General features: G+C 63.4%; 6 protein-coding genes. 5 read left to right on the top strand and 1 reads right to left on the bottom strand.

Going from position 1 to position 17,883, the window contains the following annotated elements; translation table 11 throughout:
- The first annotated feature begins 76 nt into the window (after window positions 1-76).
- The 4 genes from PG881_RS08095 to glpC all read left to right on the top strand — a co-directional run bounded on the left by PG881_RS08095 (window position 77) and on the right by glpC (window position 4,941).
- Window positions 77-544: a YchJ family protein gene (locus tag PG881_RS08095; RefSeq protein WP_333563421.1), complete on the top strand. Its 468-nt coding sequence runs from the start codon at window positions 77-79 to the stop codon at window positions 542-544.
- Window positions 545-737: 193 nt separating this feature from the next.
- Window positions 738-2,417: an anaerobic glycerol-3-phosphate dehydrogenase subunit A gene (gene glpA / locus PG881_RS08090; protein ID WP_270799175.1), complete on the top strand. Its 1,680-nt coding sequence runs from the start codon at window positions 738-740 to the stop codon at window positions 2,415-2,417.
- Complete coding sequence (gene glpB, locus PG881_RS08085) at window positions 2,407-3,687, top strand: glycerol-3-phosphate dehydrogenase subunit GlpB (protein ID WP_270799174.1); 1,281 nt, start codon at window positions 2,407-2,409, stop codon at window positions 3,685-3,687. The genes glpA and glpB overlap by 11 nt, the downstream gene beginning before the upstream one ends.
- A 51-nt stretch (window positions 3,688-3,738) precedes the next feature.
- Entirely contained in the window at window positions 3,739-4,941 is a 1,203-nt protein-coding gene (gene glpC, locus PG881_RS08080) for an anaerobic glycerol-3-phosphate dehydrogenase subunit GlpC (protein WP_270799172.1), read from the top strand.
- Window positions 4,942-5,028: 87 nt separating this feature from the next.
- Here glpC and PG881_RS08075 read toward each other — a convergent pair whose 3' ends face one another.
- The gene (locus PG881_RS08075; protein ID WP_270799170.1) at window positions 5,029-15,705 is read right to left on the bottom strand and encodes a retention module-containing protein; all 10,677 of its coding nucleotides are present in this window, start codon (window positions 15,703-15,705) and stop codon (window positions 5,029-5,031) included.
- Between the two features lie 716 nt (window positions 15,706-16,421).
- Here PG881_RS08075 and nrfA point away from each other — a divergent pair.
- A complete protein-coding gene (gene nrfA / locus PG881_RS08070; protein WP_045789973.1) occupies window positions 16,422-17,867 on the top strand; it encodes an ammonia-forming nitrite reductase cytochrome c552 subunit in 1,446 nt (481 codons plus the stop codon).
- Window positions 17,868-17,883 lie beyond the last annotated feature (16 nt).

The following is a 17,883-nucleotide window of genomic DNA, read 5'->3' as shown; positions in this document are numbered from 1 at the left end:
CCAGACCAGTATAGGATGCTGGTCGACGGGGACCCGCTTTCGCTACAATCCCCGCCCTCTATATCTATCGACTCTGATGGCCAGACACATGAACAAATGTCCTTGCGGTTCAACTCTTTCTCTCGAATTGTGCTGTGGATCACTGCATCGGGGCGCCGCCGCCCAGACCCCGGAGCAGCTGATGCGCTCGCGCTACAGCGCCTTCGTGCTGGGATTGGGGGAGTACTTGGTGCACAGCTGGCACCCTGACTATCTAGGGGATCTGACTGCGGAGCAGCTCTCCCAGACCGACACTCAATGGGACGGGCTCGAGATCATCGCCAGCCAGGGCGGCCCCGATGACACCCTCGGCATGGTGGAGTTCAAGGCCTGGTTCATGGAAGGTGAAGCGCGCCACTGCCTGCATGAGCGCTCCCGCTTCGTGCGCCATCAGGGACGCTGGGTCTACACGGATGGCGAGCAGGATCCGGCACCGCTGCAGGCGGGGCGCAACGACCCCTGCCCCTGCGGCAGCGGCAAGAAGTTCAAGAAGTGCTGCGGTTGAGTGCCGCGACTCGTGTCGACAGAGGGGGCCCAGCGGCCCCCTCTGCTGTTGCTGGAGTGTGACAACAATCACGATTTGCTCATTAACACCCCTTAACTTGAGCGTTTGCGAACATTAACTTGGCCCATATCAAACATTTTCGCCCAGAGACAGGCCACACTGGCACCATCTGGAAGAGATGAGACGGGCAAGAATGAAAAGAATAACCACACAAGTCGTCATCATAGGGGGTGGCGCCACCGGAGCCGGCATCATGCGCGATTGCGCACTGCGCGGCATCGACTGCATCCTGCTTGAGCGGGACGACATCGCCGCCGGCACCACGGGTCGCAACCACGGCCTGCTCCACTCCGGCGCCCGCTACGCGGTGACGGATCAGGAGTCCGCCCGCGAGTGCATTCAGGAGAACCGCATCCTCAAGCGGATCGCCAGCCACTGTGTCGAGGACACCGGCGGCCTCTTCATTACCCTGCCGGAAGATGACATCAATTTTCAAACTACCTTCATGGACGCCTGCGCCCTGGCGGGCATCGACGCCCGCCAGCTGGATCCCGCCGATGCGCTGCGCCTCGAACCCAACGTCAACCCGGCGCTGATCGGCGCCATCCAGGTGCCGGACGGCACGGTCGATCCCTTCCGCCTGGCCGCCGCCAACGTGCTGGATGCCAAGGAGCACGGCGCCCGCATCTTCACCCACAGCAAGGTGCTGGGGCTTTTGCGCACCCAGGATCGGGTGCACGGGGTCAAGGCCATCAACACCCGCACCGGTGAAGCGTTCGAGGTGGAGTGCCAGGAGGTGATCAACGCCGCCGGCATCTGGGGCCAGCAGATCTGCGAGTACGCCGATCTCGGCATCCGCATGTTCCCGGCCAAGGGTTCCCTGCTCATCATGGATTACCGCATCAACCAGCTGGTGCTCAACCGCGCCCGCAAACCGGCGGACGCGGACATCCTGGTACCGGGCGATACCATCTCCCTCATCGGCACCACCTCGAGCCGCATCGATTACCACAAGATTGACCAGCTCACCGTCGAGCCTGAAGAGGTGGAGGTGCTGCTGCGCGAGGGGATCAAGCTCGCCCCCATCATGGCCCGCACCCGTCTGCTGCGCGCCTATGCCGGGGTGCGCCCACTGGTGGCGGTGGATGGTGACGAGTCCGGCCGCAACATCAGCCGTGGCATAGTGCTGCTGGATCACGCCGAACGTGATGGCCTCAAGGGGTTCAATACCATCACCGGCGGCAAGCTGATGACCTACCGGCTGATGGCCGAATGGGCTACCGATCTGCTGGCCAAGAAGCTGGGCAACAGCAAGCCCTGCCGCACCGCCGAACTGAGCCTGCCCGGCTCGCGGGATCCGGAGAAGGTCTCCGCCCCCGGCCTCTCGGTGCCTGCCGAAGGCTCGGCCCAATACCGCCACGGCGAGCGGGTCATCGCCTTCTTCCGCGACAACCCCAAGGCCAACGCCCTCATCTGCGAGTGCGAAATGGTCACCGCCGGTGAAATCGAATATGCCCTGCGCGAGCTGGATGTGGACAACCTGGTGGATCTGCGCCGCCGCACCCGCCTGGGCATGGGCCCCTGTCAGGGGGAGCTGTGCGCCTATCGCGCCGCCGGCCTGATGCAGGAGTATGGCAAGGCCGATGGCCGTCAGGCTTGCGTCATGCTGCGCCAGTTCCTGGAGGAGCGTTACAAGGGCACCCGCCCCGTGCTGTGGGGCGATGCCCTGCGCGAAGCCGAATTTACCTACTGGATCTACGAGGGGCTGTTCGGCCTTGGCGAGTGGACGGCCCCCCACCTGGTGGCCGAGCAGCCCTTCCCGCAAGACGCCAGCACCGCCAATCCCACCAAGGAGCGCAGCCATGAAATTTGACAGCATCGTTATCGGCGGCGGCATGGCGGGCCTCTCCGCGGCCCTGCGTCTGGCCGAGGCCGGCCAGAAGACCCTGCTGATGGCCTCTGGCCAGAGCGCCCTGCACTTCTCCTCCGGCTCGGTGGATCTACTGGAGAGCGAGGGCGATCCCCGCGCCGCCCTGCCCGCCTTCATGGCCGCCAACCCCGAGCATCCCTACAGCAAGGTAGGGCTGACCCATATCGCGGCGAGCCTCGATGATCTGCAGCGCCACTGCGCCGCGCAGGGATTGCCGCTGTTTCGCCAGGAGCGCAACCACCAGCGGCTGACCCCCATCGGCACCCTCAAAGCCACCTGGCTCTCCCCCGACACCTGCGCCTGTGTGACCGATGCGCCGGCCCCCGACGCCATCCTGCTGGCCACCCTGGAGGGATTTCGCGACTTTCACCCAGAGCTCGCGGCCGCCAACCTGGCGACCCACACGCGCTTCGCCCACTGCCGCATCCTGACCGGTGAGCTCCGCCTGCCCCAGCTGGCCGAGTTCAGCCGCAATCCCCACGAGTTTCGCTCCGCCGACATCGCCCGCCTGTTCGACAAGCAGGGCAATGGCCAGCGTGACCTGCTGACGGATCTGGCCCGCGAGATCAGCCGCCTGGTGCAAGAGAGCGGTGAGCCGCGCTGCCATCACCTGGTGCTGCCCGCCTGCCTGTCACTCGGGCTGGTCGGCCCGCGCCTGGCAGAGCTGGAGCAGCGCACCGGCTGCATCATCAAGGAGGTGGCCACCATGCCGCCGTCACTGATCGGCATGCGGATGCAGGAGGCGCTCAAGCGCCGCTTCATGGCCCTTGGCGGCACCTTCCTCACCAGCGAGCGGGTGCTCGGAGCCCGTTACGAGGGCGATCGGGTGATCGGCGTGCACAGCCAGAATGGCGACGATCAGCTGTTCGAGGCGGACCACTTCGTGCTCGCCTCCGGCAGCTTCTTCAGCCGCGGGCTGGAGTCGCGCCTGCGCGGCATTCGCGAGCCGATCTTCAACGCCGACGTGCTGAGCTTGCCCGAGCGGGACGCCTGGGCCGGTCGCCGCCTGTTCGACCACCACCCCTTCATGGGCTTCGGGGTCAAGACCGACGACAAGCTCAGAGTGCTGCGTGGCGGCAAGCCGCTCACCAACCTCTACGGCGCCGGCAGCGTGCTGGCGCACTACGATCCGATCAAGGAAGGTTCCGGCTCCGGCGTGGCCGTTGCCACCGGCTGGCAGGCTGCCGGTCACATTTTGAGTTCAGCCCAATGATGATTTTGTCCCACATCCCGTGCCTTCACACCCAACGGGAGGAGAACTGACATGTTACTGGATCATGCCAACCAAACTTTCGATCAGTGCATCAAATGCACCGTCTGTACCGCCTACTGCCCGGTGGCCAAGGCCAATCCGGCCTACCCCGGCCCCAAGCAGGCGGGCCCGGATGGGGAGCGGCTGCGCATCAAAAGCCCGGAGCTCTTTGACAGCGCCCTCAAGTACTGCACCAACTGCAAGCGCTGCGAAGTGGCCTGTCCGAGCGGGGTGCGCATTGGCGACATCATCGCCAAGGCCAAGCACCAGTACAGCGGCTTCAAGCCCGGGATCCGCGAATTCGTGCTCTCCCACACCGATCTGATGGGCAGCATGTCCACCCTGATGGCCCCGGTGGTCAACTTCACCACCGGCCTCAAGCCGATGAAGCTGGTACTGGACAAGGCGCTGGGGGTCTCCTCCCACCGCGATCTGCCCAAATACTCCCAGGGCACCTTCCGTGGCTGGTACAAGAAGCAGAAAGCGAGTCAGGCCCGTTTCGAGCGCCAAATCGCCTACTTCCACGGCTGCTACGTCAACTACAACCACCCGCAGCTCGGCAAGGAGCTGATGCAGGTGCTCAACGCCATGAACATCGGCGTCCAGCTGCTGGAGCGGGAGAAGTGCTGCGGCGTGCCGCTGATTGCCAACGGCTTCATGGACAAGGCCAAGCAGCAGGCTGCCTTCAACATCAAGCAGCTAGAAAACACCCTGCTTGGCAACGAGATGCCACTGCTGGCCACCTCCTCCACCTGCGGCTTCACCCTGCGCGACGAATATCCCCACCTGCTGGAGCAGGACAACCACAAGGTGCGCGATCGCATCTCGCTGGTGACCCGCTTCCTGTGGAACGAGTTCTACAAGGGCAACAAGCCGGCGATGAAGCCGCTCAATCTGCACATCGCCTACCACACCCCCTGCCACATGGAGAAGATGGGGGGCGTCATCTATACCCTCGAGCTGCTGCGCGCCATCCCAGGGGTCAAGGTGACGGTACTGGACTCCCAGTGCTGCGGCATCGCCGGCACCTACGGCTTCAAGTCGGAGAACTACCAGACCAGCCAGGCCATCGGCGAGGGGCTGTTTGATCAGATAAACCGGCTCAAGCCCGATATGGTCATCACCGACTGCGAAACCTGCAAATGGCAGATCGAGATGAGCACACCGTTCCCTTGTGAACACCCCATCCACCTGCTGGCCAAAGCCTTGGCGTGAGACGGGCACCGCCATATCCGCTTGCGAGCAAGCATCAGATAGAAAAAGAGCCGGCTATTGCCGGCTCTTTTCATTCACATCCTCCCATCAGGGGTGCTGGATGATCAGGCTGTGCTGATCCAGCATGCTCTGCAGGATGTCGTGGGACGAGGTGCCACCAAGCTGCCAACTGCTCAAGTCCACCCCTTTCAGGGTGATCTGCTGGGTCACCTGGCCATCCCCTGCCGGCGACACCGAGAGGCTCACGTCGCTCAGGCCGTTGCTCACGCTGGTCACCGACGCCTGCAAGTGGCCCAGCAAGCCATCCACGCTGCTGTCGGTCACCCCCTTGAGCAGGTCCGCCAGATCGATCCTGTCCCCCTCTTCCGGGTGGAAGTCGGTGATGGTGTCGATGGCGGGCTGGCCTGTGCTCCCCGCATCCCCCTGCTGCCAGACGAAGAGATCGCTGCCGGCGCCGCCGGTGAGGATGTCGTCACCCTTGCCACCCAGCAGGCGATCATCCCCCGCGCTGCCAAACAGCCAATCTCCCTGATCCGAACCCAGCAGGGTATGACCGGCCTGGGTATGGATGGTCACGGTATCGAGGGGGGAGCTGATGGTGGCCCCCCCTGCGCTCGACTCGGCACTCAGCCCCAGCACATGGTCTCCCGCCGTCAGACCGTCCAGGTAGAGCGGCAGCGAGTGGCCACCCGGAATGAGCCAGTCACCGTTGCCGTCGGCATGGCCGACCGGCAGCCCCTGTTCATCCAGCACCTGGGCCCCCGCCAGGCCGCTGATGCGCAGCGACAGCTCGCCCGGTGCCGGGTTCACCACGCTGGCGGTCAGATTGAGGGGCACCATGGCGCCCTGCAGCGCATGGATCTCGTGCATCCCCACCGTCAGGCTCGGCAGATCCGGTTCAGCCGTCACCGTGATGGTCACCTGGTCGGTGTCACTCAAGGGTCCGCCCACGCCGCTGTTGCCCTGATCCGAGGTGGTGATGGTGAGGTTGTCCTCGCCCCAGAAATCCCTGGCCGGTTCATAGTGCAGGTTGCCGGCCAGCAGCTGGTTTAGGTCGGCCAGCGATCCCACCAGGGTCATCTCGTTGCTGCCCGCCCCCTGTACCGAGACCGCGCCCGCCGCCCCCAGCAGGGTCAGCACCCCGTGCTCGACCCGCAGCACCATGGCCATGGGCGCACTGCCGGCATCCACATCCTTCACGCTGATGCCGGATAGCGACAGAGAGCCATCCTCTTTCACCGTCATGCTGCCGGGCAGCTGATTGACCGGCGCATCGTTGACCGGCAGCACCTCGATGGGCACCACGTCGGTGTCGCTCAAGGGGCCGCCGCTGCCGGTATTGCCGCGATCATTGGTCACCATGGTGAGCTGATCCTGGCCGTTGAAGTCCTGCTCACCCAGATAGGTCACGCCGCCCGCCAGCAATGCATTGATGGCATCGAGCGACCCACTCAGCACCAGCGCGCCCGTACCGTTGCCGGTCAGGGTCACCCCGCTGCCATCCACCAGAGTGAGGGTGCCGTGCGCTACCGAGAGGCGCACCTCGATGGTGCTGTTGCCCGCATCCACATCCTTGACCTGCAGGCCATCAATGCGATAAGGCACATCCTCTTCGGCCACCAGCGGCGCCGTGGGCAGAATGTTCTCGGGCGCGTCGTTGACCGCCGCTATGGTGACATCGATGTAGCCCTTCACCTGTGGCCCCAGCGCGCCGTTGTCCAGGCTCTGGGCGATCACCTCGAGTGTGAGGGTGCCATTGACGTCGTTGGTCACCAGCAGCAGGTTTGCCAGGTTGCCGCCCACCGTGGTCACCTGCCAGTCGCCGCTCGGCAGTCTGATGGCCTCACCGGCCACCCCGTCAGGCAGGGCGATGGAGGCCCCTTCCGGCACGTTGCGGAGGATCACCCGCACCTGCTCGGCGCCATTTTCATGCACGTTGCTCGCGCTCCCGCCGGTGGCGTGGGTATCGCGGGTCTCCAGCCCCAGATTGAGCAGGATCCTGTCCCCCTCCACCCCGCTGGCGGTGGGCAGCAGATCGCTGATGAGCGCATCCCCCACCGGATTGACGGTCACGGTGAAGCTGCCGCTGGTTTCAAGGGGAATGGTGAGTCCCTTATCGAGGGTAAAGGCGCTGAGTGACAGATCCACGCTGCCGCTGAAATCGGCCGGTGGGATCAGGGTCAGCTTGGCAAAATCGGTGCCCACGGGGACCTGCCAGACACCGCCGCCATTGTTGACCGCCGGAGCCGAGAGGGTGAAACCATCCGGTACCCCCTTGATCTGCAGCGCCACTATCTGCTCGGAGCCATCCTTGTCGATGAGGGCGGCACCAAAGCCAGCCAGGCTGATGGCGCCATCCTCGTCGCCCGTCACGTCGTGCAGCGTGAGCACAGCCGGGTCGTTGACCGGTCTCACCTCAAAGCCGACCTGCCCGCTCCAGCTGCCGCTGTCGGTCACCAGCTGGCCGCCGACCAACGCGGTATCGAGGATATCGACCTGGATGTCGAGCGGCACCTGACCGCTGAAGTGCGCCTTGGGCACAAACACCAGATCCTTGAGGGCCGCCATGTCGTTCACGATCAGGGTATTGACCGGCTGGCCGCTGTCATCAAGGAAATACCCATATTTGGCATCCACCGTGATGGTGACCCGCTCCACGGTTTCGAGGCCGCCACCCGCGATGGAGGGGCTGATGTCCGCCAGTTTCACCGAGAGATCGAGGTGGATCTCGCTGTCTTCCAGATTGTCCGGCTGCCCGTCATGGTTGGTGTCCTGCACGGTCAGCGTCAGCTCCGGGTGGCCGTCAGCGCCACCATTCACATCGACCACGGGGGCCACATCGACCCGTACCGTCGTGCTGTCGACCTTGATATCACCACTGGCGGTATCCGTGTTGACCACCTTCACCTCGATATTGAGCGAGCCGGCAAAATCTTGCGGCAAGCCGAGGGTCAGCCCTTCCAGACCAGCCAGTGACGGCGGTACCTTGATCACATACTCACCGGTCGAGATGTTGTACTCGGCCCCGCTGATGGTGACGCCCGCCGGCAACCCCTTGAGGACGATGGTCACCTCGTCGCTGGCCTGATCGGTGGCACCGATATGGATCACACCTTTGAGCTGCTGACCAAAGTCAACCCGGATATCCTCCTTGCCCACCAGCACCGCGTTGTCGTCGATATCGACGGTCGCCGCAGCTTCCTTGTTGGTCGTCGGCGTCGCCTCGAAGGTCGCGTCCGTGTTCAGACTCACCTTGACATGGGCACTGGCATCGCCATCGTCACCCCGGTCGATCACCATGGCATCGATACGGATCGGTTCGACCTTGCCGACAAACCCGTCCGGCGCATGCAGCTTGAAGCTGCCGAGGTTGCCCGCCGGTACGATCCAGCTGCCGTTACCGTTGTTGATGCCGCCAATCACCACGAACTGATCGCCTGCGCCGCCGTTCAGCACCGGCAGGTTAATCACCAGATAGTCGATCTCCTCCACGCTGGAGGGATCGAGGTCGGTAAAGAGGAAACGCCCCGCCAGATCGATATCGGCACCGCCCTGCCCCACGAGTGCGCCGCCGGTCTGGGTCAGCACGCCATCGGGCTCCACCACCGCCTGAATATCGACATGCAGATTGCCGTCGATCACCTTCTCGGCCACCGCGCCCGAATCCACATCATACTGGGTCACGGTGACGTGGCTCTGGAGAGTGGTATCCCGATCGCTGTCCTCCGGCGCCTTCACCAGCAATTGACCCCCTGTGAGCAGGCTGTCGAGCTGGGCGGCGGTCAGGGTGAGCTTGCCATCCAGCACGGTCAGCTGGCTCTCCACGCCGCCGGCACGCAGCCAGATCTGGTAGCCATCCTCCACCCCGGAGAGACTCAGCGCCGTCACCTTTTCGGCGCCATCGGTGAGGGTCGGCTGCCAGTCCAGCACGGTAAACTCATCTTCCAGACCCTGGCTGGTCTTGGCGTAGTCGGTGGCATCGATAGCCGGCTCCACCTTGATGGTGAGCGGCACGTCGAAGCGCTTGCTGTCGCCGTCGTTTTCGGTCACCACCACGTGGCCGATGAGGTGAATATCGGCGGTGCTGTTGGCCGGCGGCTGGATCTGCAGGTTGCCAAGGCTGGACACGTCCACCTGATAGAGGGGGTTGCCCTTGCCGTCGAGCCCGGCAAACGTGAGGGTCAACGCCTTGCCGCTGGCATCAAATACCTGGGCCCCTTCCGGCAACCCTTCCAGCACCAGGTTCAAGGTTTCCGAATGATCCAGCGGGGTGTCGGTCCACTCCCCGGAAGTCAGCTTGAAGTCCAGCGGGGCCCGGCCATCCTCCTGAACCGTGGTGGTGTAGCCATTGCCATCGGCGGTCCAGCCGGAGGTATTGAGGTCGAAGTGGGGCTGGTCCACCACCCCCACCAGATCCACATGCAGGGTCTGGGAGCCGGTCTCCTTCTCGTTCACCACGGTATGGGTCTGGCCATTGGCATCGGTCAGGGTGGCGCTGTCTTTGACCACTCCCTTGATGGTCAGATCGAAATCGACGTTGCTGTTTTTGGGCGGCTGCAGCTTGAGTTCGTTGATGCGCTCAAAGGGCACCTCGTAATAGCCGGCAGCATGCTGGCTGACCGCAATGCCGCCCAACAGCAGCGTCGCCCCGGCGGGCAGGCCGCTGATGCGCACAAAGAGCTGCTCGGAGCCATCGCTGGTGTCACCCAGGTGGGCCAGGCCAATCTTGCTGCCCAGATCCAGCAGGGAGTCCTCTTTGCCCTGAATGTCGCGCACGGTGAGTTTGGCGTCATCCGCCTGCGGGTTGACGTTGATCACCAGCTCAATCTTCTCTCCCTGCGCCGTCCCCTGACCCGGAGCGATCGGGTTCTGCTCCGTGCTGATCGGGGTCACCGACAGCTTGATGTCGCCGCTGAAATCCTTGGCCGGAACCACGCTCACCTTGTTGATGTTGGCGGCCGAGACGCTGTAGAGCCCGCTGCCGTTTGGCTTGAGTTCAGCCCCGTTGAGCATCAGCGTACCCTTGCCCGCCTCCCACTTGATCTGGTAGGTCAAGGTCTCGGAGCCATCCGTATCGGTGAGGCCCGCTTTCACATTGAGCTTGATGCCGCTGCTGTCCTCGCTGGTGTCGTAGTGCTGGCTGGTGTGACCGCCATCCCACACCGGCTTGTCGGCCACGCCGCGTACCGTGATGGCAAGATCGCCGGTGACCGCCGCCGGGGCATCCCCCTCGGTCACCCCCACCTGCAACTGCACCTGGAAGTGCAGCGGCTGGCCCTGGTTGCTCCAGCTAGACCAGTTGGCATCCGGCACAAAAGTCACCCCCTGGGCGGCGTAGTGCACGCTATCGCTGGTGACCATGGCCGCTGGCGGGACGATAAACCAGTTGCCATCCGCGGTGGTGGCAAGGGCAACCCCGTTGTAATAGAAGGTGCCATGGGCATTGGCTGGCGCCTGGACAAGGAGCTGCTCCACATGCTCGCCCCGGTCGAAATCGCCGATATCGAGCTGCATGTTGATGAGGATGCCGGCGGCCGGATCCTGCGCCCCCTGATCTTCATTGCCGGTAGCCGCAGTGACGGTGAAGCTCACCGGCTCATCCCGCAGATGAAGGGTCAGCGTGCTGTCGGCGCGATCACCGTCGCCATCCACCAGATGGGCGGTGATGATCTGACTCAACTCGACATTGTCGTGATCAAAGCCGGGTGCCGGCGTGAAACGGTAGCTGCCATCGGCCGAGATAGTGAGAGAGCCCATCACCTGCTTACCATCCGGGCTCATCACGTCCTGGATGAGGGAACCATTGACGGCATGGGTCTGGCCATTGATGGTGATCGACTCGACCCGGGCACCATCGGCCCCTTCGTTGGCGGCCGGCAACAGATCGCCGCTGACGGTGGCGCTCCCCTCGTTCAGGGTATGCGCCAGCACGGTGCCAATGGGCATGTCATCTTGCACCGTCACGGTCACGCTGACATTGGGGCTGCGATCGCCATCGTGATCGGTGACAAAGAGCGGCACCTCGATGGCAAGATCATCTCTACCCTGCGCACCGTGATCGAGCTGCCCCACCAGATAGACGCTGTAGCTGCCGCTGGCATCGAGGTGGATCCAGAATACTGCCTTGCCACCCTCTGCCGTGGCCAGATACCAGTCCGGGCTGTGGGCGGCCAGCGTCACCGCCTGACCGTTGGAGGTCAGCTGATTGGCCTGATTGAAGGCGGCCACGTCGAGCTCAAGAGAGGCAACCCGATCCGAACCGGCGCTGATGGTCACCTTGCCGCTGGCGGTTTCACCCCGATCGGAGGGCATGGTGCCCGGATGCTGGCCGGCAGAGCCATCGAGGGCAGACTCCTTCACCGCAACCGCGTCGATGGCAGAGATGACGGGATCCACGCCATCCGTCACCCTGATGGTGGTGGCGCCCTGACTCTGGCTGCCGTCGCTGTCGGTGACCTGCACCGGCAGTGTCAGCTCAAGCTGGTCATCGGCGCCGTGATCCAGGTTGGTGTGCACCGTCACCTGATAGTCGATGGTCGCGCTGGTATGAGCGCCTATGGTCGCCGGCACCTGCCCCAGAGTCACCGTCATCACCACCAGGCCGCCGGCCGTGACCGCCTGGAAGCTGTGGCCATCCGTGCCAACTGCTTTCCAGGTCAATGCTTCGCCATTGTGGGTGATGGCCTTGCCATCTGCATCCATCACCTGACCCGCAAAGGCCAGACGCACATCGACCACGGGGTCGGAATCGGCGGTGATGGTGATCGTGCCGGTATCACCACTGCTGCCGACGCCATCGAAGCGCCCTTCGCCGAGGGTCACGCCGGTCAGCGTCAGCGTCGGTTTCTCTCCTTCGCCAATCTGGATAGCGAGGGTGCCGCTGGTGCTGTCGTTGTTGCCGCCCGCCTTGTCGTAGTCGTTGACGATCACCTTGATGGGCAGCTCGGTCACGGCGTTGGCGCCCTGATGGATCCCCTGATAGAGGGCCACCTGATAGTCAAAACCGTTCTTGCCCGCCTGATCCAGCGTGCCGACCAGCCGCACCTCAAACACCTCGACCCGTTGGCCATCCACCATCACAAAGCCCTTGAGCAGCTGGCTGCCCAGGATCTGCGGATCCCCATCCACCAACTGATACTGCAGCGGCTGACCGAGGGCGGTGAGCGCCGGCTGCTGGCTGGCATCGGCAAAGGCCACTTCCACCACCCGATCCGACCCGGCCTGCACGTCGAAGTGACCGGTTTGACTCAGACTGTTGCTGCCGGTGAGGTCACCCTCATCCAGGGTCACGCCAGTGCCCGGGATAAAGCTTGGCGCCTTACCATCCGCGATGGTGAGCGGCAGCGTGGTACCGATGCGATCGCCATCCTTGTCGGCCAGGGTGACCGCCAGTGGCAGGTTGAGGGATTCGCTCCCTTGATGATCCAGCTCGCCCGTCAGGGTCACCCTAGCGCTCACGCTCCAGTTGCCGCTTTGCTCGATCAGGCTCAGCTCGGCGCGCAGGATCTCGCGGCCATCCGCCGTGGTGCCGACCAGCTGGCCGTTGCCATCGAGGGAGAAGCTGAGCAGGCTGCCGTGGCTGGTGAGTCCGGTCAGGGTGCTCTGGATGGTGGCGATGTCAAAACCGAGGGAGGCAGGGTCGAGGGCGTCGCTGCCGTGGGTCACCGCGAAGCTCATGGTGCTGACCGCGGCCACCTCCCCTTGCGCCATCTCGGTGATGGCGGTGCCGGTGACGGCGGAGATGGTCGGGTTGGCGCCATCACCTACCGCCACGGTAATGGTGGAGGAGACCTTGTCGCCATCGCTGTCGAGCAGGGTAAAGCCCGCCTTGAGCAGGCTGTCGGCACTGCCCTGATCCAGCGGTTGATACAGGGTAAAGCCGTACTTGCCATCGTTGCCGAGGGTCAGCTCAAACACCAGCTTGCCATCGGGGGTGCGCCCCTCGATACGATGATCGGCCACCATCACCGTCACGCTCTGCTGGCCCGAGCTGAGCCCCTGCAGGCCCGGCTGGCTGGCATCGAAGGTGATGCTCACCAGCGGGTCGCTGCCTGTTGTGATGGCGAGCTCGCCGCCAAGGGTCTGGCCAAGCTGCCAGTCGCTGTCTTCGGTGAGGGTCAGGGAAACAGGGTCAACCTGCGGCAAGGCGCCGTCGGTGATGGTGATGTTGAGGGTGCCGAGGTTGCTCTGGTCCCTGTCAAAATCGCGGCCCACCACCTGCAGGCCCAGCTTGATGCTGTCGGTGGCCACCGGCTGATCCAGCACGCCGTTGAGCTCAAGATGGTACTTGCCATCGAGAGCCAGGGTGACAGTCAGGATGCCCTTGCCCTCTGCGTCCAGCAGGGTAAGGAGATTGCCGTTCACCTGATAGCTGGTCGGCTTGCCGCCGCTGGTGAGGCCTGCCAGCGCCGGCTGGCTTGCCTCAAAGGTGAGAGAGACCAGACAATCGCTGCCCACCGTGACCGGCAACTGACCATCGATGCTCTGGTTGCCCCCCTCTTGCAGCGAGACCCCCTTGTCCAGACCGAGCGAAGGATCCCTGCCGTCGTCGATGGTCAAAACCAGGTTGGCACTGGTGGCGTCGCCATCAATCTCGTTGGCGCTCACCTGCAACCCCAGCGAGAGGCTGTCGCTGCTCTGATGATCGAGCGGGCCGGTGAGGGTGACTACCACCCGACCGCCCACATCGCCCCCCTGCTGTTCGGCCAGCAGCTGGGCGCGCAACACTTCAACCCGCTGACCATTGTTGTCGAAGTAATAGCCCAGCAGGGTGCGATCATCGGCAAATTCGAAGGCAAGCGGATGGCCATTGCTGGCCAGACCCGAACCATTGAGGGTCGCCAGGGTGTCGCTCTGATTGCTGAACACCAGCGAGTCGGCCAGCAGGGGATCGGCGGTGTGGCCAACCACGAAGCGACTCTCCCCGATCACGGCGGCGCCGTTGGTAAAGGCATCCTCGATGAGGGTAATGGCCGGAATCTCGAAGCTCGGCGGATTGCTGTCCAGCAGATTGATCACCAGCGGCGCTGTCACCAGATCACCGTCGCTGTCGCGGTATTCGAGGTTGAACGGCAGACGCAGGGTATCCTGGCCGTGATCCAAGCTCTGGTGCCAGACGATGCGATAGTTGCCGTCATTGCCAAGGGTCAGGGTGAAGACAGTCGCCCCACCGGCAGTGGCGGTCAGGGTCTGGCCATTCACTGAGTAGCCAAGCGGCGCGCCCTGGCTGGCCAGCCCTAGCCCTGCCAATGCACTCTGGTCAGCGGCGAAGGTAACCTGCAGATTGCCATCGATGCCGGCACCGGTATTGAGGCTGCCAGTCGCCGTGACCGGGCCATCGGCCAGTCCGGCTTCGGACAGCGTGAGCGTCTCGCTCTGGCCGATCAGCGGCGCCCCGTCCAAGGCCGAGTTGCCCGCCAGATCGGTGACGCTGGCGCGCACCTCAAAAGATTGCGTGATGCCAGAGAGATCAAGACCTGATACCTGCCAGCGGCCATCGGCCCCCACCAGGGCGGAGGTAGTGAGCAGCGCCTGCCCGTTGCTGCCAACCAGGGTGATGGTGACGCTCTGACCCGCTTCCACATTGGCGGTGGTGCCGCTCAGGGTGGCATTGCCGTTGCCAAAAAGAGCTGCCGCGTCGAGATCATCGATGTCGATGGCGGCCTGGGTATCGACCTCAATGGTGAGGATGTCGCTGGCCCGGTTGCCGGCGATATCCACCGAATCGACCCGAAAATCATGGGCCCCGTCTGCCAGCGTATCGGGCAGCTGATATTGCCAGTTGCCGTTGCCATCGACGGTGAGAGTGGCGAGCACGCTGCCGGCAAGAGACAGGGTAACGGTGGCGCCGGGCTCCCCTTTGCCCTGCAGCAGCGGGGTATTGTCGCGGGTCAGATCATCGCTCTGGCTGGCACCGGTGTCGCTCTCATCGGCGAGATCGAGGGTGATGGTGGTGATGGTATCGAGCAGGGTCTGACCCAGATCGCTGGCCCGGTTGCCGGCGGCATCTTGGGTATCGGCCTGAATGATGAGGGGGCCGTCCACCAGATTGCCAGTGAGGTCGCCAAAGTTGGCCTCCCAGATCAGGCCAGGCAGCACCACAGTAGTGACGGTAAGCAGGTTGCCATCCTGATCCAGCAGGGTGACGGTGACCGACTGGCCGACTTCCACATCCTCCACGGTACCGCGGATGATGACGCCGGTCGCCTCGTCGGCGTTGATGATGTTGTCGCTGGTCTGCGGCTCGGTGATGGTGATGGCGGCAAACAGATCCCGCTCGCCTTCCAGCAGCGGCTCGTCGCCCCGGGGCATGTCGGCGTGATCCGTATCGAAGCCAGCCTCGGCCAGGGTGGCGTCATTAGTGCGATCGACCACCACGAAGCCCCCCGAGCTGGAACCGGCCACGCCACCGATCGTGCCGCCCGCCGCCGGATTGCCGGCGGCGCTCGCCTCGAACTGGGCAGTGGGGTCGGTGCCTGCGCGGATCGCTGCCTGCAGGGCAGCCAGCTCGCTGTCGCCACCGCTTGTCGGCTCGACTGGCTGCGCGATGGACGACGCCACCTCGACCGCAGCCTCCTCCTGATGAGCGAGCTCGACGGTGTCGGCCAGCTGGTAGCTGCCCCCCTCGCCACTCAGGATCCGGTCGCCCGGTTGCAACAAGACGCCGGCCCTGGCGCGCACTACGGTGCCATCGTCATGAATGACGAAGACGGTTCCCTCCAGTTGAGTCATGACGGTGGTTTTTTCGATACGCAGCTCGGCCATACAACCTCCAGCAAATATTGAGCGGGCCCGGTGCCAAATCGGGTCATTTTGTGAGCGCTTATTTTATCGACATATCACTGGTGGATCCCCCCATAATTTCGACAGAAAATGTGCCATCCAAGCCATTCCATACGCTTTTTTGCACGTAAAACGTTTCTCTTGCGAGACAAGATTCCATATGAAGATGATATGGCAGGATCCCTTCCTGCGCGGACGGATCCAGTATGGCAAAAGGTGACGCAGCCGCCGCAGTCCCCCTGATTGAATCCGGCAATCAGGGGATCATCATGACTCCCTTTCTCGATCTTAATAATGCATATCTATTCACATAAAATTTTCTATCCCTAAATGAATAAAGCTCGCGCCATTTGACGCACATTCCCTTGCGGGACGCGGGCTGGCGGGCCATGGCCGCCAGGGTGCGTGGTGCACCGCGTTAACAATGATGCAATAAGTTGAGTTTCCTCATAATTTAACCGGGATCTCATTTCCGCTTGTTGCCTGCTCCGACAATTGATCTAGCGCAATCCCGCTCCCGATAAATCATCATTCGTTTTACCCATTTGGTAATATCCAGCTCGAGCAATCGCATAAATACATGGGTTTTATTCACTAATAACAATTAATCGGCCTGCCTGCTCCTGCCTAGTGCGGGGGCTGATGCCCACATCCAGGATGGAACGGTCAGGCTTGGCAATGAGATCGATTTGGGAGTGATGATCGTGAGTTCACACAACAGACAGACCAGGCTGGGCCTCGCTGCCCTGCTGCTTACCACCTGCCTTGGCACCAGCGGCTGGGCACAGGCGGCCGACGAGGCTCAGCCCAAGGGCAAGATCGAGGCGCGCAGCGAGCTGTTCGCCAAGGATCACGCCGATCAGTTCACCAGCTGGAAAGGCACCAGCGAGAGCCGCGAGCGCACCGACGCCCTGGCGGAAGATCCGCAGATGGTGGTGCTCTGGGCCGGCTACCCCTTCTCCAAGGATTACAACAAGCCGCGCGGCCACTTCTATGCGCTGACCGACGTGCGGGAAACCCTGCGCACCGGCGCCCCCAAGACCGCCGAAGACGGTCCGCTGCCCATGGCCTGCTGGAGCTGCAAAGGCCCGGACGTGGCCCGCGTCATCGACGAGAAGGGTGAGGATGGCTACTTCAAGGGGATGTGGGCAAAAGGCGGACCCGAGATCGTCAACACCATCGGCTGCGCCGACTGCCACGACACCGCCTCGAAAGAGTTCAAAGAGGGCAAACCCGCCCTGCACCTCTCCCGTCCCTATGCCGACCGGGCCATGACCGCTATCGGCAAGCCGTTCAAGGAGCAGGGGCGCTTCGATCAGCAGTCCCAGGTATGCGGCCAGTGCCACGTGGAGTACTACTTCAGCGGCCCCACCAAGGCGGTGAAATTCCCCTGGGACAAGGGCACCACAGTGGAGCAGATGGAGCAGTATTACGATGAAATAGGCTTTGCCGACTGGACCCATGCCCTCTCCAAGACCCCCATGCTCAAAGCCCAGCACCCCGAGTACGAGACCTGGCGCGCCGGCATTCACGGCCAGAACAATGTCGCCTGCGTCGACTGCCACATGCCCAAGGTGCAGAACGAACAGGGCAAGGTCTACACCGATCACAAGGTAGGCAACCCCTTCGATCGCTTCGACCAGACCTGCCGCAACTGCCACACCCAGAGCAAGGAGATGCTGCAAGGGGTGGTCAAGCAGCGCAAGGATGCCGTCACCGAGATCAAGCTCAAGGTCGAGAAGCAGCTGGTGCACGCCCACTTTGAAGCCAAGGCCGCCTGGGATGCCGGCGCCACCGAGGCCGAGATGAAGGACATTCTGCAGGACATCCGTCACGCCCAATGGCGCTGGGACTTCTCCATCGCCTCCCACGGGGTGCAGATGCACGCCCCGGAAGTGGCGCTGCGCATGCTGGGAACCGCCCTGGACAAGGCCGCCGATGCCCGCACCAAGCTGGCACGCCTGCTGGCCGCCAAGGGGATCAGCCACGAGATCGCCATTCCCGACATCTCCAGCAAGGAGAAGGCCCAGGCCGCTCTTGGCATGGACATGAAGCAGATGAACAGCGACAAGGCCCAGTTCCTCAAGACCACAGTCCCCGCCTGGGATGCCGAGGCCAAAGCGGCCGGACGGCTCGCACAATGACGAGGCATGCGGGCCC

The organism is Aeromonas sp. QDB54 (assembly GCF_027707385.1).
Lineage (GTDB): Bacteria > Pseudomonadota > Gammaproteobacteria > Enterobacterales > Aeromonadaceae > Aeromonas > Aeromonas hydrophila.
This window is presented reverse-complemented; position numbering and strand designations above follow the sequence as displayed.

What these genes read in the sequence shown, in the direction of transcription:
- PG881_RS08095 (WP_333563421.1), top strand. Translation starts at nt 77, where the DNA reads ATGGCCAGACACATGAACAAATGTCCTTGCGGTTCAACTCTTTCTCTC.
- glpC (WP_270799172.1), top strand. Translation starts at nt 3,739, where the DNA reads ATGTTACTGGATCATGCCAACCAAACTTTCGATCAGTGCATCAAATGC.
- PG881_RS08075 (WP_270799170.1), bottom strand. Translation starts at nt 15,705, where the DNA reads ATGGCCGAGCTGCGTATCGAAAAAACCACCGTCATGACTCAACTGGAG.
- nrfA (WP_045789973.1), top strand. Translation starts at nt 16,422, where the DNA reads ATGATCGTGAGTTCACACAACAGACAGACCAGGCTGGGCCTCGCTGCC.
- glpB (WP_270799174.1), top strand. Translation starts at nt 2,407, where the DNA reads ATGAAATTTGACAGCATCGTTATCGGCGGCGGCATGGCGGGCCTCTCC.
- glpA (WP_270799175.1), top strand. Translation starts at nt 738, where the DNA reads ATGAAAAGAATAACCACACAAGTCGTCATCATAGGGGGTGGCGCCACC.